Consider the following 22,454-nt stretch of genomic DNA (forward strand, 5'->3'; position numbering starts at 1 on the left):
GACCGAACTTCACCCCAAATTACGCAAGTCGGTTCCTACGAATTAGTGATGTGACGCCGTTCACTCAGGCTGCCCTTGTCCCAGCGCACAGTCCGATCTATCGTGCTGATGTATCGACTCGATACATCAGCTCGGTACATCAGCTCGGCACAGGGTCATGCGAGAGCACGCGGAGAAGGAGGAGGCGAGGTTGAGCAGACGCTCCGGCATCCTCGAGTTCGCTGTCCTCGGACTGCTCCGCGAGTCCCCGATGCACGGCTATGAGCTGCGCAAACGCCTCAACACATCGTTGGGGATCTTCCGTGCCTTCAGTTACGGAACCCTCTACCCCTGCCTCAAGACGCTGGTCACCAACGGCTGGTTGATCGAGGAACCGGGAACCGCTCCGCCAGATCTTCCGCCCGGCTCCGGCCGCGGCGCGGTCGCGCCTGCCTCTTCTCTGTCAGGACGCCGCGCCAAGATCGTCTATCGATTGACGGCGGAAGGTAAGGAGCACTTCGAGGAGCTGCTCTCGCACACCGGCCCCGACTCCTGGGAGGACGAGCACTTCGCTGCTCGTTTCGCCTTCTTCGGACAGACGGAGCACGAGGTGCGGATGCGGGTGCTGGAAGGACGTCGCAGCCGGCTCGAGGAACGCCTCGAGAAGATGAGCGCCTCTCTGGCCCGCACCCGCGAGCGCCTCGACGACTACACACTTGAGCTGCAGCGACACGGCATGGAGTCCGTGGAGCGCGAAGTGCGCTGGCTGAACGAGCTCATCGAGAGCGAGCGGTCGGGACGGGATCAGCAACGATCCTCGCCCGAGGGCTCAGCTCAGCAGGACACCGCAGGAGAGCCGGACGGCCTGCCCCGGCGGGGTAACAACCCGCCGGATCCGTCCGGCGACACCGCCAAGTGAGATCTCCGCAGATCCGCGGGACCTCATCAGGAACATCCATTACTCACAGGGAGCAACCGGAATGGGTTCGGTTCGCGTAGCCATCGTCGGCGTGGGCAACTGCGCCGCCTCGCTGGTCCAGGGCGTCGAGTTCTACAAGGACGCCGATCCGGCCGGCAAGGTGCCCGGTCTGATGCACGTCCAGTTCGGCGATTACCACGTGCGGGACGTCGAGTTCGTCGCCGCCTTCGACGTCGACGCGAAGAAGGTCGGCCTCGACCTCTCGGACGCCATCGGCGCCAGCGAGAACAACACCATCAAGCTCTGCGACGTGCCGAACGCCGGCGTGACCGTCCAGCGCGGCCACACCCACGACGGCCTGGGCAAGTACTACCGCGAGACCATCGAGGAGTCGACCGAGGCCCCGGTCGACATCGTCGAGATCCTCAAGGACCGCAAGGTCGACGTCCTCGTCTGCTACCTGCCCGTCGGCTCCGAGGTCGCTGCGAAGTTCTACGCGCAGTGCGCCATCGACGCCAAGGTCGCGTTCGTCAACGCTCTCCCGGTCTTCATCGCCGGCACCAAGGAGTGGGCGGACAAGTTCACCGAGGCCGGTGTCCCGATCGTCGGTGACGACATCAAGTCGCAGGTCGGCGCCACCATCACGCATCGCGTGATGGCGAAGCTGTTCGAGGACCGGGGCGTCGTCCTGGACCGCACGATGCAGCTGAACGTCGGCGGCAACATGGACTTCAAGAACATGCTCGAGCGTGAGCGCCTGGAGTCCAAGAAGATCTCCAAGACGCAGGCTGTCACCTCCCAGATCCGTGACCGCGAGCTCGGTGCGGACAACGTCCACATCGGCCCGTCGGACTACGTGGCCTGGCTGGACGACCGCAAGTGGGCGTACGTGCGCCTCGAGGGCCGCGCCTTCGGTGACGTTCCGCTGAACCTGGAGTACAAGCTCGAGGTCTGGGACTCCCCGAACTCGGCCGGTGTCATCATCGACGCCGTCCGCGCAGCGAAGATCGCCAAGGACCGCGGCATCGGCGGCCCGATCCTCTCCGCGTCCTCGTACTTCATGAAGTCCCCGCCGGTCCAGTACTTCGACGACGAGGCGCGCGACAACGTCGAGAAGTTCATCAAGGGTGAGGTCTCCAACTGACGCCACCTGACAAGGTGCGTCGGCGCGGCACAGCGGGGAGCGGTAACGCTCCTTGACTGCCGCACCGTTGAGGGTCCCCGGGCAATCCGCCCGGGGACCCTCAACGTATGTGACCCTTGCTCCCATGCCCGTAGTGCGTGACCTGCGCGTTCTCCTGCGCCTTCGGAACTTCCGCCGCCTGCTGACCGTACGGGTCCTGTCCCAGTCGGCCGATGGCGTCTATCAGGTGGCCCTCGCGGCACACGTGGTGTTCTCACCGGAGAAGCAGACATCGGCGGGCGCCATCGCCTCCGCCATGGCCGTGCTCCTGCTGCCCTACTCCCTCATCGGGCCCTTCGCCGGAGTGCTGCTGGACCGCTGGCCCCGTCGCCAGGTCTTCCTCTACGGCAATCTGCTGCGCGCCGCACTCGCCTGCTGCACCGCCCTGCTGATCCTCGGCTCCGCCCCCGACTGGCTGTTCTACGCGTCGGCGCTGTGCGTCACCGCGGTCAACCGCTTCGTCCTCGCCGGGCTCTCCGCCGCGCTGCCGCGTGTGGTCGACCGGGACCGGCTGGTGCTGGCCAACTCGCTCTCCCCGACCGCGGGCACCCTCGCCGCGACGGCAGGCGGCGGTCTGGCCTTCGCCGTACGGCTGTTGCTGGCGGACTCCGATGCGGCGGTGGTTCTGCTGGGTGCCGGGCTCTACCTCGCCTCAGCACTGGCGTCCCTGAGCCTTGCCGCCGGGCTCCTCGGGCCGGACCGGAGCAGTGGCCACCTTCGCCTCGGCAAGGCGCTTGCCGCCACCGCACGCGGCCTCGGGGACGGACTGCGCCATCTGGGGAAACGGCGGCACGCCGCCCGGGCGCTGGCCGCCATGACGGTGATCCGCTTCTGTTACGGGGCACTGACGGTGACGGTCCTGATGCTGTGCCGGTACGCCTGGGCCGACAGCGATTCCGGTGGCCTGGCGCTGCTCGGGCTGGCGGTGGGGGCGTCCGGTGCGGGGTTCTTCGCAGCGGCGGTGCTGACCCCCTGGGCCGTGGGACGGCTAGGCCGGTTCCGCTGGATGATGGCGTGCTCGGCGGCGGCCGCTGTCCTCGTACCCGCGCTGGGGCTGTGGTTCACCCCTGGACCGATGCTCGTCGCGGCGTTCGTTCTCGGCACCATCACTCAGGGAGCCAAGATCGCGACGGACACGGTGGTGCAGACCTCGATCGACGACTCCTTCCGCGGCCGGATCTTCTCGCTCTACGACGTGCTGTTCAACGTGGCGTTCGTGAGCGCCGCCGCAGTCTCTGCCCTGATGCTGCCTCCTGACGGGAAGTCGGCTGCGATCGTGATCGGGGTCGCTGTGCTCTACGCCCTCGTGGCCCTGACCATGCTCCGCTGGAGTCGAACAGGTGAGGTCCTATAGCGTGCGCGCGTCAAAAGAAAAGATGGCGCGCGATTCACGGGGGTAATCACATGACCTATCCGCCTCAGCAGGGCTCTGGACCATACGGACAGCAGCCCCCGCAGCAGCCCTACCCGCAGCAGCAGCCCGGCTACGGCTACCCGCAGCAGCAGCCGCAGCCGGCGTACGGCTCTCCGCAGCAGCCCTACCCTCCGCATCAGGGGCAGCAGCCCTACGGCGGTCAGCCCGGCGGCCCGCCCCCGCAGGGAATGCCCCCTCAGGGAATGCCTCCGCAGGGTCCGCCGCAGAACATGTCCGGCGGCAAGAAGGCCTTCCTCGCGGTGCGCAACCTCATCATCATCGTGGTGGCGCTCGGTGCCCTGGCAGGCCTGAAGTTCGGCTGGGACAAGATATTCGAGTCCGACGCCAAGTCTGCGGCGGTCGGCGACTGCCTGGAGAACAAGGGGACCAACTTCGACCCGGACATGGAGTCCGCGGACTGCGGTTCGGCCGCCGCCGAGTTCAAGGTCGCCGCTGTGCACGACGACACTTCTGACACCGATCTCTGCGATGCGAAGAAGTACGTCGCCTATATGGAGACTTCCGGCAGCCGCAAGAGCCGGAGCAGTGTGGTGCTCTGCCTCACGCCGATCAAGCCGGCGGGCTGATCCGCCGAAACCGTGAGCGGGACCGGCCGAGGGCGCTGTTTCACGTGAAACAGCGCCCTCGGCGTATGCGCTGCCGGTCATGTTTCACGTGAAACATGACCGGCAGCTCCTGAGACCGGACCCGCAGACGGGTCTCAGCTCTGCGATTCCCACCACTTCTTGAGTTCAGCCACCGCGGCGTCCCGCTCCATCGGCCCGTTCTCCAGGCGCAGTTCCAGCAGGAACGCGTACGCCTTGCCGATGACCGGGCCAGGTCCGACGCTCAGGATCTGCATGATCTCGTTGCCGTCGAGGTCCGGACGAATGGCATCCAGCTCCTCCTTGTCCTGCAACTGCGCGATGCGCTCCTCCAGCGCGTCGTAGGTCCGCGAGAGCGAGGCGGCCTTGCGCTTGTTCCGGGTGGTGCAGTCGGAGCGCGTGAGCTTGTGCAGCCGCTCCAGCAGCGGGCCGGCGTCACGTACGTACCGGCGGACCGCCGAATCGGTCCACTCCCCGTCGCCGTACCCGTGGAACCGCAGATGCAGCTCCACCAGTTTCGAGACGTCCTTGACCATGTCGTTGGAGTACTTGAGGTCGGTCATCCGCTTCTTGACCATCTTGGCGCCCACCACCTCGTGGTGATGGAACGAGACCCGGCCGTCCTTCTCGAAGCGCCGGGTCCTCGGCTTGCCGATGTCATGAAGAAGAGCAGCGAGCCGCAGAATGAGGTCCGGGCCGTCCTGCTCCAGGTCGATCGCCTGCTCCAGAACGGTCAGCGAGTGCTCGTACACGTCCTTGTGACGGTGATGCTCATCACTTTCGAGGCGGAGCGCGGGAAGCTCCGGAAGGACCTGCTGCGCCAGCCCCGTGTCGACAAGGAGGGCCAGACCCTTGCGCGGGTGCGCGGAGAGCAGGAGCTTGTTGAGCTCCTCCCGGACCCGTTCGGCGGAGACGATCTCGATCCGACCCGCCATCTGCGTCATCGCCACGACAACGTCGGAGGCTACTTCGAAGTCCAGCTGCGCGGCGAAACGTGCGGCGCGCAGCATGCGCAGCGGATCGTCGGAGAAGGACTCCTCGGGTGTTCCGGGAGTGCGAAGCACCCGCTTCGACAGATCCTCGATGCCGCCGTGCGGGTCGATGAAGTCCTTCTGAGGCAGCGCCACGGCCATCGCGTTGACCGTGAAGTCACGGCGGACGAGATCCTCCTCGATGGAGTCGCCGTACGAAACTTCCGGCTTTCGTGAGGTCCGGTCGTACGCCTCCGACCGGTATGTGGTGACTTCGATCTGGTAGCCGTCCTTCTGGGCGCCCACCGTGCCGAAGGCGATCCCGACCTCCCACACCGAGTCCGCCCACGGCCGGACGATCTTCAGGACGGCCTCGGGACGGGCGTCGGTCGTGAAGTCCAGGTCGTTCCCGAGCCTGCCGAGAAGCGCGTCCCGGACCGAGCCGCCGACCAGGGCAAGACTGAATCCGGCATCCTGGAATCGGCGGGCGAGATCGTCGGCGACCGGGGACACCCGGAGCAGTTCACTGACTGCACGGTGCTGCACCTGGGTCAGGGCGCTGGAGTTGTCTTCATTGGCATTCGGCACAACAGAAAAGGGTACGTGCCCGGACCGGCCCGGGCGTCATGGTTTCCTTCTGCCCTGCAAGACTCTCCCGATCATGTGCCGTACTCCCCAGCACTTAGCCCCCGCGCACATCGTTACCATGCGGGGACGCAGCAACGGACGACGATCGACAGCAGCTCACGACGACGAGGGACGGGTAGGCGCGTGGCCGAGGCGGCAGACAACCAGGGGACGAATCCCTCTCCTGCCCGCCGGTGGCTGCGGCGCACAGCCTCCGCGCTTGTCGGGGCACCGCTCGTCGCCGCTCTGCTGGCCGGGCCGGCCGCTCCGGTGGCGCAGGCCGGCGGGACGGACAAGGCGCCCACGGGATCCAGCACCGTCGCGGTAGCCCTGGACACCGTGACCCCGAGCGCCCCTGTGAAAGGGGACACGCTTACCGTCTCCGGCACCCTGACCAACAAGGGCAAGGAAACCGTCACCCAGGCCCAGGTCGATCTGCGGGTAGGCCCGAGGCTCTTCGGCAGGACGTCGATCGACGCCGCCACCCGGCGCACGGGGTATCTGCCCGGTGCCGATCCCGCCCCGGTCGGCGGCAAATACACGGTCAAGATCGCCAAGCTGCCTTCCGGGATCAGTCAGGACTTCACCCTGTCCGTGCCGGTCAGCAAGCTGGACCTCGGTGACGACGGCGTCTATCAGCTCGGCGTCTCGCTGTCGGGCCGGACGGCCCGTGCCCCGTACGACCAGGTGCTCGGGATCAAGCGGACCTTCCTGCCCTGGCAGACCGAGGACCGTGACTCCAAGCCCCGGATCAGTTACGCCTGGCCGCTGATCGCATCGGCGCACCTCACCGCGGAGACCGGCTCCGACTCCCAGCAGACCCCCGTCTTCGCCGACGACGATCTGGCTGCCGAGATCGCGCCGGGCGGCCGGCTGGAACAGATGGTCTCGCTCGGCGAGCAGCTGCCCGTGACCTGGGTCATCGACCCGGATCTGCTGGCCAGCGTCGACGCGATGACAAAGGACTACCGGGTGAAGTCCGGCAACACCACGGTTGCCGGTACGAACCAGGCCGTGGCCAAGAAATGGCTCACCTCGTTGGAAGCAGCGGTGGCCGAGGGCAAGGTCGTCGCGCTGCCGTTCGGGGATCCCGACCTGGCGTCCATCGCGCACCGCGGCAAGAACGTGTCGGGCACCCTCAGCCACCTGCAGAACGCCAGCGAGGTGGCTGTAGGGACGGTGGAGACCATCCTCCACCTGAAGCCTTCGACGGACTTCGCATGGCCCGTCGACGGTGCGATCGACCCGTCCATCGTGGACGTCGCCACCTCGGCCGGTGCCCACAACGTGATCGCCCGCAGCGACAGCCTGCAGGAGACCGGCGGCCTGTCGTACACGCCGACCGCTGCCCGGCCCATCGGCGGCGGCACGAACGCCCTGGTCTCCGATGCCCGGCTCTCCACGGCCTTCCAGGGCGACATGACGAAGGCCGGGGACTCCACGCTCGCCGTGCAGAAGTTCCTGGCCCTCACACTCGCCCTGGCCGAGCAGGACACGGACAAGGACCGGAGCGTCGTCGTCGCACCCCAGCGGATGCCGACGATCGCCCAGGCCCAGTCGATGGCCCGCGCCATGCACGCCCTCGACGACGACCGCTGGACGCAGTCCCAGGGGCTGGTCCAGGCGGCCGAGACGAAGCCCGACGCCAAGGCGACCACCGAGATCCCCCCGACGTCGCAGTACCCGAAGCGTCTGCGCAGCCAGGAGCTGCCCACCCAGGCCTTCCAGGACATCAAGTCGACCCAGGCCTCGCTCAACAACTTCCAGGTCATCCTGACCCAGCCCGAGCGGGTGGTGACCCCCTTCGGCAACGCGATCAACCGCTCCATGTCGACGTCGTGGCGGGGCAAGCCCCTGGAGGCCCAGAAGTACCGGGACTCCGTGCGCACCTATCTGCAGGGCCTCATCAACGAGGTCCAGCTCATCTCGAAGTCGGACATCACCCTGTCCGGCCGCAGCGCCACGATCCCCGTGACGGTGCAGAACAGGCTGCTGCAGGACGTCGAGCATCTGGTGCTCCGGCTGAAGTCGGACAACGCGACGCGCCTCAAGCTGAACAACGGCGGCGCCGTGGCGGAGCAGCCGATCCAGATCGCCGGCGGACACAGCCAGTCCGTGAAGTTCGACGCCGCGGCCAACATCAACGGCCAGGTCCAGATGACGGGCCAGCTCTACACCGAGGACGGGACCCCGTACGGCTCGGAGATGACCTTCACCGTGAAGGTGTCCGAGCTCACGCCTACCGTGCTGCTCGTGATCGCCGGTGGACTGCTGCTGCTGGTCCTCGCCGGCATCAGGATGTATGCACATCGCAAGCGTGCCAACGCGGGCGGCGCGGCGGGCGACGACGGCAGTGAACCCGAGCAGCCGAGTGACCCGACGCCGGACACCGGTCCCGAAAGCGCGGAGCCGTCCGGCACTGGTGAGAAAGTGGACCGTTGAGCGATGTCTGTCGTGGCCGGTCGGCCGGGGACGATGAGGTGGGGTTTCGATGAACGCGCCGTACGACGGTGACCGCGGTCAGGGTACGGGCGGAGCTGGGGCTTCCGGCGGGCCGCCGGTGCCCCCTGGGCCTGAGCAGGAGCCACCGGCACCGGACCCGTACCTGCAGGCTGCCTACGACTACGACCCCTACCGGGCCCAGGACCTCTCGGCCCAGGACCCGGTGGGCGAGGCGTTGTACGACCGCGCCGCGCATCCACCGCCGCCTCCTGGCACCTACCAGCAGCCGCAGCCGCTCTACCAGCAGCCGCCGGCTGCCCCGTACGCCCCGGACCCCCGGATCTGGGCACAGACCCCGCCGCCCGAGCCGGACGGTCCGTCCAGGCATCTGCCGTACGGCGACGACGCCGCGACCACCCAGTTCGTGGGCGTCGACGCTCTCGTCACCCAGGCATCGGCCAACCGCGACGAACCGGATGCCTTCGCGCACCTGTTCCGGGACCAGGAGGGCCCGGCGGGACCGTCCGGCCCGGCCCAGCCCGAGCCGGCCCCGGCTCCCGCACCGCCGAAGTCCAACGGCGGCCGGGCGTCCAGCCTGCTGAAGTCCAGTGCGGTCATGGCGGCCGGCACCCTCGTATCGAGGCTCACCGGCTTCGTGCGCAGCCTGGTGATCACCGCGGCGCTCGGCGCGGCCCTGCTCGGCGACAGCTTCACCATCGCTTACACGCTGCCGACGATGATCTACATCCTGACCGTGGGCGGCGGCCTCAACTCGGTGTTCGTCCCTCAGCTCGTCCGCTCCATGAAGGACGACGAGGACGGCGGCGAGGCCTACGCGAACCGGCTGCTCACCCTCGTGATGGTCGCGCTCGGCGTGATCGTGGCGATCGCGGTCTTCGCCGCGCCCTGGCTGATCCATCTGATGTCGCCGACGATCGCCAACGACGCGGCGGCCGACAACGTGGCGACCACCTTCGCGCGGTACTGCCTGCCCACGATCTTCTTCATGGGTGTGCACGTCGTGATGGGCCAGATCCTCAACGCCCGCGGGAAGTTCGGCGCGATGATGTGGACCCCGGTCCTCAACAACATCGTCATGATCTTCACGTTCGGCATGTTCATCTGGGTGTACGGCACCTCTGCGGAATCCCACATGGGTGTGCAGACGATCCCGCCGGAGGGCGTGCGGCTGCTCGGCATCGGCACCCTGCTCGGTCTGATCGTCCAGGCCCTGGCGATGATCCCCTACCTGCGCGAGGCCGGGTTCCGTTTCCGCCCACGCTTCGACTGGAAGGGCCACGGGCTCGGCAAGACCGTCAAGCTGGCCAAGTGGACGGTCCTGTTCGTCTTCGCCAACCAGGCCGGTGTCATCGTCGTCACCCAGCTCGCCACCGCGGCCGGCAAGGAGTCCGGCAGGGACGGGGCGGGTTTCCTCGCCTACTCCAACGCCCAGCTGATCTGGGGAATGCCACAGGCGATCATCACCGTCTCGGTCATGGCCGCCCTGCTGCCGCGCATCTCCCGCGCCGCCCACGACAACGACCCGGGCGCCGTCCGCGACGACATCTCGCAGGGCCTGCGGAACTCGGCCGTGGCTATCGTGCCGGTCGCCTTCGCCTTCCTGGCCCTGGGCGTGCCGATGTGCACGCTGCTCTACGCCTCCAGCGGCACCGAGGCCGCCCGCTCCATGGGCTTCATCCTGATGGCCTTCGGCCTCGGGCTGATTCCCTACTCGGTGCAGTACGTGGTGCTGCGAGGGTTCTACGCCTACGAGGACACCCGCACCCCCTTCTACAACACCGTGATCGTCGCTCTGGTCAACGCAGCGGCCTCGGTCATCTGTTACCTCGCGCTGCCGGCACAGTGGGCCGTGGTCGGCATGGCCGCCTCGTACGGCCTCGCCTACGCCGTCGGTGTCGGTATCGCGTGGCGCCGCCTGCGCAACCGTCTGGGCGGCGACCTGGACGGCGCACACGTCCTGCGCACCTACGCCCGGCTCTGCCTCGCCGCGATTCCTGCGGCAGTGATCGGCGGCGGGGTGGGATTCGCTCTCCTGAAGGCGCTGGGCGACGGCGCCGGAGGCTCGCTCATCGCGCTGGTCTGCGGTGGGATCGTGCTGCTGGGAGTCTTCGTCGTCGCGGCGAAGCGGATGCGGATCGAAGAGATCAACGGCATGGTCGGCATGGTCCGTGGACGGCTCGGCCGCTGAGGATCAGCGGCCCGCACAACCTTCGCCGGTCTCCGCGTGTCGTGCATGGTGCCGGAGTATGGGCACAATTGGCGTGACTGTGCAGAGCTGGCTGGCATCGCGCAACGGATGGGGAGGCAGGAACGACGGTGGCGGAACGTAGCACGGCCGCCGTCGACGTGGCCGACAACAGCGGTGACGAGCCGCTGTCCGCCAAGGCGGACGAGGCCACGACCGACGGCACGGCAGAAGCTCAGGATTCAACGGGCTCAGGCCCCCAGGAAGCGGATGGCGAGCCGGCAGGCTCCGAGGCCGCAGCGGCGACCCCTGATCTGCACAGTGGTCACAAACTTGCCGGACGGTACCGGCTCGAGGAGTGCGTCACCCGTCTGGACGGATTCAGCAGCTGGCGCGCTGTCGACGAGAAACTGCGCCGCGCGGTGGGCGTTCATCTCCTGCCCGCCGGGCATCCCCGGGCCCGCTCCGTGCTGGCCGCGGCCCGCTCCTCCGCCCTGCTCGGCGACCCCCGCTTCGTGCAGGTCCTCGACGCCGTGGAGGAGAACGACCTCGTCTACGTCGTCCACGAATGGCTTCCGGACGCCACCGAGCTCACCGCCCTGCTGGGCGCGGGCCCGATGGATGCGCACGACGCCTACCAGCTCGTCAGCCAGATCTCCCAGGCCATGGCGGCCGCACACCGTGAGGGCCTGGCCCACCTGAGGCTCACTCCCGGGGCAGTGCTGCGCAGTTCGTCGGGCCAGTACCGGATCCGTGGCCTCGCGGTGAACGCCGCGCTGCGCGGCATCACCTCCGACGGGCCCCAGCGGGCCGACACCGAAGCCATCGGCGCCCTGCTCTACGCCGCGCTGACCCAGCGCTGGCCGTACGAGAGTGACGCCTACGGCCTCACGGGGCTGCCCAAGGGTGTGGGGCTGATCGCACCCGACCAGGTGCGGGCAGGCGTCCACCGGGGTCTCTCCGAGCTCGCCATGCGCGCACTCGCCAACGACGGCGCCACGGCATCCCGCCAGGAACAGCCGTGCACCACCCCGGACGAGCTCGCCAAGGCTGTCGCCGCCATGCCGCGCATCCGCCCGCCCGAGCCCACGTTCACAGCACCGCCCGAGTACCAGCGGACCACGTACCAGCAGGGCACGTACGGCCGACCGGCCGGCCCTGGGGCGGGCGTCACCCAGCAGGTGGTCACCGCGCCTCCCGCACCGCTCCAGAGCCGCACCGGAAAGGCCCTCAAATGGGCCGTGTCCGCGCTGCTCATCGCCGCGCTGGGCCTCGGCAGCTGGCAGCTCGCCGAGACGCTGCTCGACCGCGACAGCGATTCGGGAGACCCCGGCACCACACAGGACAACCCGGCGAACGGCGACGACGCCCCACCACGGCCTGCCGCGCCCCTGCGGATCACCGACGCCGCGGAGTTCATGCCCAGCGGCTCAGGGATCAAGCAGGAGGACGTACCGAACGTCATCGACGGCAAGCCGGGCACCTCATGGGTCACTCCGCGCTACCAGGGCTACGCGAACTTCGGCAACCTCGCCCAGCGCAAGGACGGCAGCGGCATAGTCGTTGACCTGGGCAGTGTGAAGGACGTCTCAGGCATCGACATCACCATGTACCGCAGCGGGCAGAAGGCCGAAGTGCTGGCAGCCGACGAGAGTACCTCCGCACCCTCGTCCCTCTCGGACTTCCCGCAGCACCTCACCCGGCTCGGAACGGCGGGCAGCAGTCTCAAGGAAAACCTCACCAAACCGGTGCGGACCCGCTACGTCCTCATCCACATCACGGAGCTCGCACCGGATGACACCGGCAGCGGCTTCCGCGGGGGCATCTCGGAGATCTCAGTTCTCGGCTGACCACCTCTGCCCCTGCCCGGGGGAACCGTGATAGACAGACGCACCTTGACCCAGAGAGGGAGGGAGGGCGAGGTGGCCGCCGAGCCGTCCGAGCAACTCAACGACTCAGACCTCCTCGCTCGCCATGTGGCCGGTGATCCGGACGCCTTCGGTGAGCTCGTACGGCGCCATCGTGACCGGCTGTGGGCCGTGGCGCTGCGGACACTGGGCGACCGCGAGGAAGCGGCGGACGCCGTGCAGGACGCGCTGGTCTCCGCCTTCCGCGCCGCCCACACCTTCCGCGGCCAGTCCGCCGTCACCACCTGGCTGCACCGCATCACCGTCAATGCGTGCCTCGACCGGGTCCGCAAGGCTTCCTCCAGGAAGACCTCGCCCGTCAACGACCCAGAGCGGCTCGACCAGCTCCTGGAGCCGCACGAATCGGCCGAGGCGCCGGCCGAGCGACAGGATCTGCACCGAGAGCTCCTCGCCGCACTGACCACCCTCCCCGCCGAACAGCGAGCGGCGCTCGTTCTCGTCGACATGCAGAGCTATCCGGTGGCAGAAGCGGCCCGCATCCTCGACGTACCCGTCGGCACCGTGAAGAGCCGGTGTGCCCGGGGCCGCGCCCGGCTGGCTCCGCTGCTCTCCCACCTCCGGACCGGGAGCGGTGACAGCGACGAGCCCGGCGCGGAAGGGAACCGGACACCGAGAGCATCCGTCCCACCGGCAGCGGGGCCAAGAGATTCAGGAACGAGCGATCCAGCTGGAGTGAAGGGCGGAGGCGGGCGCACATGACATCGACTACCGGCACGACCCAGCACCCGGACGTCTCGGAGATCTCCGACCTCACCGAGGGACTGCTCTCACCGTCCCGCACCACAGATGTCCGCCGGCACGTGGCCGACTGCGAGCTCTGCTCCGACGTGCTGGCCTCGCTGGAAGAGATCCGTGATCTTCTCGGCTCCGCACCTGCCCCGCAGGCAATGCCTGCCGACATAGCGGACCGCATCGATGCCGCACTCGCCGAAGAGGCCCGTTCCGCCGCTACCGCGGCCCCCGCGGCGGCAGATGTTTCACGTGAAGCAGTAGATGTTTCACGTGAAACAGAGCACTCCACTACGACACAGGACCTCATCGACCGTCCGGCCGGGCACTCACGCGCCGCCACCGGCCCCGGCCGCCGCCCTGTGCGCCGGCGCCGCCGCAACGCGGTGATCGGTGCCGCACTCGGCGCCGCGGTGGTGAGTGTGAGCGTCCTCCTCCTGCAGAACCTCCCCTCATCCCAGAGCTCCTCCGACACCAGCGCCGCAGACCGCAGCGCCGCCTCGAAGACCGGGTCTCAGACGTTCTCGCAGACAACGCTCGAAGATCGTGTCCACAGTCTCCTGAGCTCCCACCCGGACTCATCGCAGCCACGGGAATCGACCGGCGAGAACGAGACCCCGTCCCTCGGCACCAAGTCCTCACCGGAGACCGCACCCCCCGGCTCCGCTACGCCGCAGACGCCCCTTCGCGCTCCGGTCGTGTCTGTCCCCTCCTGCATTGAACAGGGCATAGGGCGGAACAGCGCCGCACTCGCCATCGAGAAGGGCACGTACGAAGGCACGGATGCCTTCCTTGTTGTTCTTCCTCACCCCACCGACACGACCCGCGTCGAGGCCTACGTCGTCGATGCGGCATGCGTCGGTGCGGACCCCGGAGCCAAGGGGAAGCTTCTGCTGACCCACGCCTACCCCCGGCGCTGACCAGCACGCCGGATGCCGCCCGGCACGTCGGGAATGCATCCCCCGTAGGATCCGTTGGGTGGGGTGAGAGTCGTTGAACCGACCCCAGTAGGCGTGGACAGTAGGCAGTCTGCAGAGACGAGGAAGAAACCCGTGAGCGACGTGCGTAATGTGATCATCATCGGCTCCGGCCCTGCGGGGTACACAGCCGCCCTTTACACCGCGCGTGCCTCGCTGAAGCCGCTGGTCTTCGAGGGTGCAGTCACCGCAGGTGGCGCACTGATGAACACGACCGACGTGGAGAACTTCCCCGGTTTCCAGGACGGCATCATGGGTCCGGAGCTCATGGACAACATGCGCGCCCAGGCCGAGCGGTTCGGTGCCGAGCTCATCCCGGACGACGTGATCTCCGTCGACCTCACCGGCGACATCAAGACCGTCACCGACACGGCCGGCACGGTGCACCGCGCCAAGGCCGTCATCGTCACCACCGGTTCGCAGCACCGCAAGCTCGGTCTGCCCAACGAGGACGCTCTCTCGGGACGCGGCGTCTCCTGGTGCGCGACCTGCGACGGGTTCTTCTTCAAGGACCAGGACATCGCCGTGGTCGGCGGCGGCGACACCGCGATGGAGGAGGCAACCTTCCTCTCGCGCTTCGCCAAGTCGGTCACCATCGTCCACCGCCGCGACTCGCTGCGTGCCTCCAAGGCCATGCAGGACCGCGCCTTCGCGGACCCGAAGATCAAGTTCGCCTGGGACAGCGAGGTCGCCGGAGTCCACGGTGAGCAGAAGCTCGCCGGCCTGACCCTTCGCAACACCAAGACCGGTGAGACCTCCGAGCTCCCCGTGACCGGCCTCTTCATCGCCGTCGGCCACGACCCCCGCACCGAGCTCTTCAAGGGTCAGCTCGACCTCGACGGCGAGGGCTACCTCAAGGTCGAGGCCCCCTCGACCCGCACCAACCTCACCGGTGTCTTCGGCGCCGGCGACGTCGTAGACCACACCTACCGGCAGGCCATCACCGCTGCCGGCACCGGCTGCTCCGCCGCACTCGACGCCGAGCGCTTCCTTGCCGCGCTTGCCGACGACGAGAAGGCAACCGCAGCCACCGTCTGATCCACGCCTCACCCACACCCCGCGAAGTTAAGGAGGCCGCCGTGGCCGGCGCCCTGAAGAACGTGACCGACGACTCGTTCGATGAGGTCGTCCTGAAGAGCGACAAGCCCGTACTGGTGGACTTCTGGGCCGCCTGGTGCGGACCGTGCCGCCAGATCGCCCCCTCCCTGGAGGCAATCGCGGCTGAGCACGGCGACCAGATCGAGATCGTCAAGCTCAACATCGACGAGAACCCGGCCACCGCTGCCAAGTACGGCGTCATGTCCATCCCGACGCTGAACGTCTACCAGGGCGGCGAGGTCGCCAAGACCATCGTCGGTGCCAAGCCGAAGGCCGCGATTCTCCGCGACCTCGAAGGCTTCATCGGCGAATAAGGCGAAACCTGCCGCCGGTTGTTTCACGTGAAACGGGCCCACCCCCTCGGGGGTGGGCCCGTTTCACGTACGCGGAGGTGTTCGGATCACAGCGGCCGCAGCACTGGTTCCTTCTGGACCGCACCCAACAACCGGTCCAGCGCCAGCTCGACATCTTCCTTCCAGGAAAGTGTCGTACGCAGCTCCAGCCTCAGCCTCGGGTGAACGGGATGTGTCCGCACCGTCTTGAAGCCCACCGCCAACAGATGATCGGCCGGCAGCACGCAGGCAGGTTCCTTCCACCGGGCGTCCCCGAAGGCTTCGATCGCCTTGAATCCGCGACCGAGCAAATCCTTGGCGACTGTCTGGACCATGACCCGCCCCAGGCCCTGCCCCTGGTAGCCCGGCAGGATCAAGGCGGTCATCAGCTGGACGGCGTCAGGGGAGACGGGACTCGTCGGAAAGGCCGTCGCCCGCGGAACGTAGGCCGGCGGCGCATAGAGAACGAAGCCGACCGGTACCTCGTCGACATAGACGATGCGGCCACAGGACCCCCACTCAAGCAGGACGCCGGAGATCCAGGACTCCTTCTCCAGCTCCGGCCTGCCTTCCTTGACCGCTGCTGCCCCACGCACGGGATCAAGCTCCCAGAACACGCACGAGCGGCAGCGCTCGGGAAGATCAGGAAGGTTGTCCAGTGTGAGCGGTGCGAGCCGACGCCCCATGAAGGCTGTTCCTCACTTCCCTCGACCGCGCATCGGGTGCGACGGGTCGGTGTGCTCCGTTCGCGGAGGTGGATCAACTGGATGTGCCCTGCCAGAACGCATCGTATCCACCAGGGGATCAAGCCGACACCGTGAGAATGCAAAGGGCGGGCTGTGTTCCGTAACTCCGGAACACAGCCCGCCCATCGCCGCTCAGAACGTCAGCTCTCGTCGTCCTCGGCCGACTCATCCGACGGACCGCGGTCCAGCACGCGGCCTTCGCCCGGAGCCAGGCTGCCGAGAATGCGGTCCAGATCCTCCATCGAGGCGAACTCGACGACGATCTTTCCCTTCTTCTGCCCGAGGTCGACCTTCACCCGGGTCTCGAAGCGGTCCGAGAGCCGGGACGCAAGGTCGGACAGCGCAGGCGACAGCCGGCCACCGGCCCGGGGGCCCTTGGCCTTGGCATTGCTCGTGGGCCTGGAGCCCATGAGGGTCACGATCTCCTCGACCGCACGCACCGAGAGCCCCTCGGCCACAATGCGGTGCGCCAGCTTGTCCTGCTCGTCGGAGTCGTCCACGGACAGCAGCGCACGAGCGTGCCCGGCCGACAGCACCCCGGCCGCGACCCGTCGCTGCACCGGCGGAGACAGCCTCAGCAGACGCAAGGTGTTGGACACCTGCGGCCGGGAACGCCCGATCCGGTCGGCCAGCTGGTCATGCGTGCACTTGAATTCCTTGAGCAGCTGGTCGTAAGCAGCCGCCTCCTCCAACGGGTTGAGCTGGGCCCGGTGAAGGTTTTCCAGGAGCGCGTCCAGGAGCAGCTTCTCGTCGTCCGTGGCCCGGACGATGGAAGGGATCCGCTCCAGCCCGGCCTCACGGCAGGCCCGCCAGCGCCGCTCGCCCATGATGAGCTCAAAGCGATCGGGTCCGGTCTTCCGGACGACGACGGGCTGGAGGAGACCGACCTCCTTGATGGAGGTGACCAGCTCGGCCAGCGCATCCTCGTCGAACACTTCGCGGGGCTGACGAGGGTTCGGCGTGATGGAGTCGAGCAGGATCTCGGCGAAGTATGCCCCCGCCACCTCACCCGGGCCGTCGGCCCCGTCGGGCTCCAGGACGGGCCCACTCGGCTCCGGCACCACACCGAGCTTGGTCACCTTGGCGGCGGCCACTCCACGCTCGGCCGTCATGACCGGACCCGCCCCGGACGAGGAAGCCCCCGCGCCGGCGGACGGCACCTGCTTCTCCTGCGGAGCGGCGGGGATCAGGGCACCGAGCCCTCGCCCCAACCCTCTACGACGCTCGCTCACTGGATCCCCTCCGAAGTGTTCTGCTGGCTGTTCCGACTGCCCGTGTGGGCTTGTTGAGCCTCGTACTGGATGCCGACCCCGCGCAGGGCGATCTCACGGGCCGCTTCAAGGTAGGACAGCGAACCACTGGAGCCGGGATCGTAGGTCAGTACGGTCTGCCCGTAGCTCGGCGCCTCGGAGATCCGTACCGAACGAGGGATGCTGGTGCGCAGGACCTCCTTACCGAAGTGCGTGCGCACCTCCTCCGCGACCTGTGACGCGAGCCTGGTCCGGCCGTCGTACATGGTGAGCAGGATCGTCGACACATGAAGGTCGGGGTTCAGGTGGCCCCGCACCAGGTCGACGTTGCGCAGCAGCTGACCCAGCCCTTCCAGCGCGTAGTACTCGCACTGGATGGGGATCAGCACCTCCGCGCCGGCCACCAGAGCGTTGACCGTCAGCAGACCGAGCGAGGGCGGGCAGTCGATGAGGATGTAGTCCAGCGGCTGCTCGTACGCCTGGATCGCCCGCTGGAGTCGACTCTCCCGCGCCACCAGCGACACCAGCTCGATCTCCGCACCGGCGAGATCGATGGTGGCTGGGGCGCAGAAGAGACCTTCGACGTCCGGGACGGGCTGAACCACGTCGGAGAGCGGCTTGCTCTCCACCAGGACGTCATAGATCGAGGGCACTTCGGCGTGGTGGTCGATCCCCAGAGCCGTAGAGGCGTTCCCCTGCGGGTCGAGGTCGACGACCAGAACACGAGCACCGTGGAGCGCAAGTGACGCGGCAAGGTTGACCGTCGAGGTGGTCTTGCCCACCCCGCCCTTCTGGTTGGCCACCACCATGACGCGTGTCTGTTCAGGCCGCGGCAGGCCCTCGCCGGCACGGCCGAGGGCCTCAACCGCCAGCTGGGCCGCACGACCGATGGGTGTGTCGTCCATCGGCGGCGGTGTTTCACGTGAAACACCGTCCACCGCCGATTCGGTTCGGGGACCGGGGACCGGATCGGTCATCGGTCCCGCGATGTTGGCGTCGGACCGCAAGGATTCACTCTCCTCGACTTCAGGCTCGCAATGAGCAGAGCCTGCCATGCTTTCGGGGTCGCGAACCAGCGAGGCCCGCTCTTCTGTGGATGAATCCACTTCAGTGGACAACTCCGTAGCCCTAACGGGCCTGCGATGGCGGGGCGCGGCAGCCGCACGACCACGGCTGATAATTCCATGCAGCAGAGAGCGACGTTTCACGTGAAACACGATGCCCCTGCAGCGTAGCTACAGGGGCACGACACTCCGCGCGGGGTACGTACGGCTCCTCGCCCGAAGCATCACCGATTAGCGGATCAATCGGTGTGGAACGGTCACGCTCTCGCGTGATCATGTGGTTCAGCGACGGCGACGAGTGCGGCTGACCCTCGCAGCCTTGGCCCGCTTTGCGGCGAACCTCACACCGCCCGGGCTCTCGCCGACCACCACACGCACCACGGTGGACATCGGATCGACGACACCCTCGCCCACGTGCAGCACCTCGGTCTCCACCACCCCGAGCTTGCTCAGCGCAGCCCGCGCACCATTGATCTCTTCCTCGGCGGTATCACCCTTGAGCGCCAGCATCTCTCCGTAGGGACGAAGCAAGGGCACACCCCAGCCCGCGAGCCGGTCCAGCGGCGCCACCGCCCGAGCCGTGACCACATGGACCGGCTGGAGGGTCCCCAGGACCTCCTCGGCCCGGCCACGCACGACCGTCACATGATCCAGCCCCAACAGCTCGACGACCTCCTGGAGGAAGTTCGTCCGCCGTAGCAGCGGCTCAAGCAGGGTGATCTTCAGATCCGGCCGTACCAGCGCCAGCGGAATGCCAGGAAGGCCGGCGCCCGAGCCCACGTCGCAGACCGTGACACCCTCGGGCACGACCTCGGAGAGCACCGCACAGTTCAGCAGGTGCCTCTCCCACAGCCGCGGCACCTCACGGGGGCCGATCAGCCCTCGCTTGACCCCCGCATCGGCCAGCAGTTCCGCGTATCGGACGGCCTCAGGAAAGCACTCACCGAATACCTCCCGGGCCTCTTCGGGCGCCTGGGGAAGCTCTACTTCCTCCGTCACGGGAACCGTCCTTCCATACCGCATTACCGCACCATGGGTGGCTGACTATCAGGCTGACAAAGATCGGCCCCGCCTGCGAACAGACGGGGCCGACAGGAGAGAGGCCGGTCAGGCCGGAAGGACGACGACGAAGCGCTGCGGCTCCTCGCCCTCCGATTCGCTGCGCAGACCCGCGGCCGCGACCGCGTCATGCACAACCTTGCGCTCGAACGGCGTCATCGGATCCAGCTTCACCGGCGCACCGGAGGTCTTGACCTCGTCCGCGGCCTTGGCGCCCAGCTCGGCAAGCTCCGTGCGCTTCTGCGCCCGGAAGCCCGCGATGTCCAGCATCAGACGGCTCCGGTCACCGGTTTCCCGGTGCACGGCCAGCCGCGTCAGCTCCTGGAGTGCCTCCAGCACCTCACCGTCGCGGCCCACGAGCTTCTGCAGTTCACGTGCCGATTCGCTGATGATCGAGACCGCGGCCCGGTCCGCCTCGACGTCCATGTCGATGTCGCCGTCGAGATCGGCGATGTCGAGCAGGCCCTCAAGGTAGTCCGCTGCGATCTCACCTTCCTGCTCGAGGCGGGTCAAGGTGTCGCTGCCCTCAGCGGCCGTGGAGGTGGTGCCTTCCGTCACGGATGGACTCCTTCTTACTTCTTGGACGGGTGCTTGGGCCGCTGCGGGCCCTTGCGCTGTCCGGACTTGGCTTGGCGTGAGGAGCCGGACGCGGGCTTGCCCGCCGGCTTGGACTTGTCGTCCTGGGGTGCCTTCTGCAGGGAGGTCGTAGGCTCCGGCTCGCCGGACTCGGTGTCCTTGGCCGCGCCCTGCTGACCTGCACCGGTGTGACGCTTCGCCTTGGTCTGGCGCTTGGGCTGCTGGCGCCGCTGGGCGGCTCCGCCCTCTGCGTCGGCCACGGCGGTTTCGCTCTTCGCCACCGTGCCGTCCTCCTGCGGAGCGAGGCCGAGCTTGGCCAGTCCGGTGACGAACTTCCGCTCGATGTCGTTACGGTCCGGGCCCTTGGCGAAGATCCGCTTGATCGTGTTGCGCCTGGTCCGGCCGCGGACCTCACCGTGCGTGGTGACGCTCTTCAGCAGACGTCCCAGGTACTGCTCCTGCGCCTTGCTGCCCGGCGTCGGGTTCTGGTTGATCACGTACATCTGCTGACCCATGGTCCAGACGTTCGTGGTCAGCCAGTAGACGAGGACACCGACGGGGAAGTTGATACCCATGACGGCGAAGATCAGCGGGAAGATGTACATCAGCATCTTCTGCTGCTGCATGTAGGGCGTCTTGACCGTCAGGTCGACGTTCTTCGTCATCAGCTGGCGCTGGGTGAAGAACTGCGAGGCCGACATCATCACGATCATGACCGCGGTGACGACCCGGACGTCCATCAGCGAGGCGCCGAGCGCCTCGACCTTGTCCGCACTGTCCATGAACTTGGCGGCCAGCGGCGCGCCGAAGATGTGGGCCTGACGCGCGCTGTCCAGCAGCGACTGGTCGATGACACCGATCTTCTTGTTCGAGGCGATGGCGGAGAGCACGTGGTACAGGGCGAAGAAGAACGGCGACTGCGCGATGATCGGCAGGCACGAGGAGAGCGGGTTGGTACCCGTCTCCTTGTACAGCTTCATCATCTCTTCGGACTGACGCTGCTTGTCGCTCTTGTAGCGCTCCTGGATCGCCTTCATCTTCGGCTGGAGCACCTGCATGTTCCGCGTCGACTTGATCTGCTTGACGAACAGCGGGATCAGACAGATACGGATCAGCACCACGAGGGACACGATGGAGAGACCCCAGGCCCATCCCGTGTCAGGGCCGAAGATCGTCCCGTACAACTTGTGGAACTGGACGATGACCCAGGAAACGGGCCACGTGATGAAGCTGAACAGACTGGCAATCGTGTCCACTAATCAGGCTCCTTGAGCATTGGGCGAAGTCTCTGCGGCCGAGCTCGGGAGATCGGTGGCCGACCCCCCGGGAGGCACATCAGCGGCGGAGTCCCCGCCCTTACTGCCGCGTACGGAATTCCGCAGCAGTTCGTGCCAACGCGGACGTTTGCGTGGTGGAACGTGATCCACGCCGCCGGGTGACCACGGATTGCACCGCAGGATGCGCCAGGCTGTCAGCGCCGTTCCCTTGATCGCTCCGTGCCGGTCGATCGCCGTATATCCATAGTGGGAACACGACGGGTAGTAACGGCAGACAGGCCCGAGAAGTGGGCTGATCGTCCACTGGTACAGCTTGATGAGAGCCAGCAACGGGTACTTCATCGCGCGCCCCCTCCCAGCAGCCGCTGAAGAGCGGCATCCAGGTCTCGGGCCAGCTGTTCATGGTCGGCGTCACCCGCACCGGGCAACGCGCGTACGACAACCAGGCTACCGGGGGCAGCAGGGCGAGCCGTTCTCGGACCAGATGGCGAAGCCTTCGCTTCACCGCTGTGCGGACGACCGCACCACCCACAGCCTTGCTGACAACGAAACCCGCACGCGGCGGGGAGCAGTCTCCCCAGTCACGTGCGGGTCCGTTGCACCGCTGCGTAGATGAACGACGAGTAGCGGGCGGCCGGCCCGGCGTCCTCGACGTACTGCGGTCGCGAAGTCCTCGCGCCGCCTCAGCCGATTCTCGGTAGGCAGCACGTCATGACGACCTGTACGCGATCAGGCGGACAGGCTGGCGCGGCCCTTGCCACGGCGGGACGCGAGAATCGCGCGGCCGGCACGGGTCCGCATACGCAGCCGGAAGCCGTGGGTCTTCGCGCGACGACGGTTGTTCGGCTGGAAGGTGCGCTTGCTCACTCGGGGGCTCCAGAAATGATCGTGTATTGGCGGGACATCGCCTGGCTGTCACCGTGCGCCCACGAGAGACTCGCGTAAACGCCCTAGTTGCACCGCTTCACAATCACAGATCGTGATCTTTGCCCATCGGAGGCAGGCGGCAGCAGCCATCGACAACTCGACCTGGTCACGGTACGCGCGGCTACGCCATCCGGTCAAACCGGCC

Annotated in this window: 20 protein-coding genes and 1 pseudogene; 11 read left to right on the forward strand and 10 right to left on the reverse strand. The window is 67.5% G+C overall.

Annotation, left to right across the window (positions count from 1 at the left end; all coding sequences use genetic code 11):
- Positions 1-190 precede the first annotated feature (190 nt).
- From LNW71_RS15060 to LNW71_RS15075, 4 genes are all read left to right on the forward strand, one after another.
- The gene (locus LNW71_RS15060) at positions 191-898 is read left to right on the forward strand and encodes a PadR family transcriptional regulator (protein ID WP_250968692.1); all 708 of its coding nucleotides are present in this window, start codon (positions 191-193) and stop codon (positions 896-898) included.
- Between the two features lie 61 nt (positions 899-959).
- A complete protein-coding gene (locus LNW71_RS15065; protein ID WP_250968693.1) occupies positions 960-2,042 on the forward strand; it encodes an inositol-3-phosphate synthase in 1,083 nt (360 codons plus the stop codon).
- Between the two features lie 124 nt (positions 2,043-2,166).
- Positions 2,167-3,435: an MFS transporter gene (locus LNW71_RS15070; RefSeq protein ID WP_250968694.1), complete on the forward strand. Its 1,269-nt coding sequence runs from the start codon at positions 2,167-2,169 to the stop codon at positions 3,433-3,435.
- Positions 3,436-3,485: 50 nt separating this feature from the next.
- Positions 3,486-4,082 (forward strand): hypothetical protein, encoded by a 597-nt coding sequence (locus tag LNW71_RS15075; RefSeq protein WP_250968695.1) that lies wholly within the window; start codon positions 3,486-3,488, stop codon positions 4,080-4,082.
- 134 nt (positions 4,083-4,216) lie between these two features.
- On the opposite strand, the gene LNW71_RS15080 is transcribed toward LNW71_RS15075, so the two are convergent.
- Positions 4,217-5,659, reverse strand: coding sequence for a CCA tRNA nucleotidyltransferase (locus tag LNW71_RS15080; RefSeq protein WP_250968696.1), 1,443 nt, complete (start codon positions 5,657-5,659; stop codon positions 4,217-4,219).
- A gap of 183 nt (positions 5,660-5,842) precedes the next feature.
- Here LNW71_RS15080 and LNW71_RS15085 point away from each other — a divergent pair, with 183 nt between their 5' ends.
- The 7 genes from LNW71_RS15085 (at position 5,843) to trxA (ending at position 15,392) form a co-directional block, all read left to right on the forward strand.
- Complete coding sequence (locus LNW71_RS15085) at positions 5,843-8,140, forward strand: DUF6049 family protein (RefSeq protein ID WP_250968697.1); 2,298 nt, start codon at positions 5,843-5,845, stop codon at positions 8,138-8,140.
- A 49-nt stretch (positions 8,141-8,189) separates the two neighbouring features.
- Positions 8,190-10,349 (forward strand): murein biosynthesis integral membrane protein MurJ, encoded by a 2,160-nt coding sequence (murJ, locus tag LNW71_RS15090; RefSeq protein ID WP_250968698.1) that lies wholly within the window; start codon positions 8,190-8,192, stop codon positions 10,347-10,349.
- A gap of 128 nt (positions 10,350-10,477) precedes the next feature.
- Positions 10,478-12,196, forward strand: coding sequence for a serine/threonine protein kinase (locus tag LNW71_RS15095; protein WP_250968699.1), 1,719 nt, complete (start codon positions 10,478-10,480; stop codon positions 12,194-12,196).
- 72 nt (positions 12,197-12,268) lie between these two features.
- Entirely contained in the window at positions 12,269-12,973 is a 705-nt protein-coding gene (gene sigM, locus LNW71_RS15100) for an RNA polymerase sigma factor SigM (RefSeq protein WP_250968700.1), read from the forward strand.
- Positions 12,970-13,923, forward strand: a complete 954-nt coding sequence (locus tag LNW71_RS15105; RefSeq protein ID WP_250968701.1) for a hypothetical protein — start codon at positions 12,970-12,972, stop codon at positions 13,921-13,923. Before sigM ends, LNW71_RS15105 begins: the two co-directional genes overlap by 4 nt.
- Positions 13,924-14,055: 132 nt before the next feature.
- Positions 14,056-15,018, forward strand: coding sequence for a thioredoxin-disulfide reductase (trxB, locus tag LNW71_RS15110; protein WP_250968702.1), 963 nt, complete (start codon positions 14,056-14,058; stop codon positions 15,016-15,018).
- A gap of 41 nt (positions 15,019-15,059) precedes the next feature.
- Positions 15,060-15,392 carry a thioredoxin gene (gene trxA / locus LNW71_RS15115; protein WP_250968703.1) on the forward strand — a complete coding sequence of 111 codons (333 nt, stop codon included), beginning with the start codon at positions 15,060-15,062 and terminating at the stop codon, positions 15,390-15,392.
- A gap of 86 nt (positions 15,393-15,478) precedes the next feature.
- On the opposite strand, the gene LNW71_RS15120 is transcribed toward trxA, so the two are convergent.
- From LNW71_RS15120 to rpmH, 9 genes and pseudogenes are all read right to left on the reverse strand, one after another.
- A complete protein-coding gene (locus LNW71_RS15120; protein WP_250968704.1) occupies positions 15,479-16,096 on the reverse strand; it encodes a GNAT family N-acetyltransferase in 618 nt (205 codons plus the stop codon).
- Positions 16,097-16,296: 200 nt separating this feature from the next.
- Complete coding sequence (locus LNW71_RS15125) at positions 16,297-17,388, reverse strand: ParB/RepB/Spo0J family partition protein (protein ID WP_250968705.1); 1,092 nt, start codon at positions 17,386-17,388, stop codon at positions 16,297-16,299.
- Positions 17,385-18,461, reverse strand: a complete 1,077-nt coding sequence (locus LNW71_RS15130; protein ID WP_250972014.1) for a ParA family protein — start codon at positions 18,459-18,461, stop codon at positions 17,385-17,387. Before LNW71_RS15130 ends, LNW71_RS15125 begins: the two co-directional genes overlap by 4 nt.
- A 291-nt stretch (positions 18,462-18,752) precedes the next feature.
- Positions 18,753-19,469 (reverse strand): 16S rRNA (guanine(527)-N(7))-methyltransferase RsmG, encoded by a 717-nt coding sequence (rsmG, locus tag LNW71_RS15135; protein WP_250968706.1) that lies wholly within the window; start codon positions 19,467-19,469, stop codon positions 18,753-18,755.
- A gap of 108 nt (positions 19,470-19,577) precedes the next feature.
- Positions 19,578-20,087: a R3H domain-containing nucleic acid-binding protein gene (locus tag LNW71_RS15140; protein ID WP_250968707.1), complete on the reverse strand. Its 510-nt coding sequence runs from the start codon at positions 20,085-20,087 to the stop codon at positions 19,578-19,580.
- A 14-nt stretch (positions 20,088-20,101) separates the two neighbouring features.
- Positions 20,102-21,361 (reverse strand): membrane protein insertase YidC, encoded by a 1,260-nt coding sequence (gene yidC, locus LNW71_RS15145; protein WP_250968708.1) that lies wholly within the window; start codon positions 21,359-21,361, stop codon positions 20,102-20,104.
- A 3-nt stretch (positions 21,362-21,364) separates the two neighbouring features.
- Entirely contained in the window at positions 21,365-21,724 is a 360-nt protein-coding gene (gene yidD, locus LNW71_RS15150) for a membrane protein insertion efficiency factor YidD (protein WP_250968709.1), read from the reverse strand.
- 166 nt (positions 21,725-21,890) lie between these two features.
- A pseudogene (locus LNW71_RS36945) lies at positions 21,891-22,090 on the reverse strand (ribonuclease P protein component); the annotation flags it as partial.
- Positions 22,091-22,111: 21 nt separating this feature from the next.
- On the reverse strand, positions 22,112-22,249 hold the full coding sequence (rpmH, locus tag LNW71_RS15160; RefSeq protein ID WP_010985740.1) for a 50S ribosomal protein L34: 138 nt from the start codon (positions 22,247-22,249) through the stop codon (positions 22,112-22,114).
- Positions 22,250-22,454 lie beyond the last annotated feature (205 nt).

This window comes from Streptomyces sp. RKAG290 (assembly GCF_023701695.1).
In the GTDB taxonomy this organism is placed as follows: Bacteria; Actinomycetota; Actinomycetes; order Streptomycetales; family Streptomycetaceae; genus Streptomyces.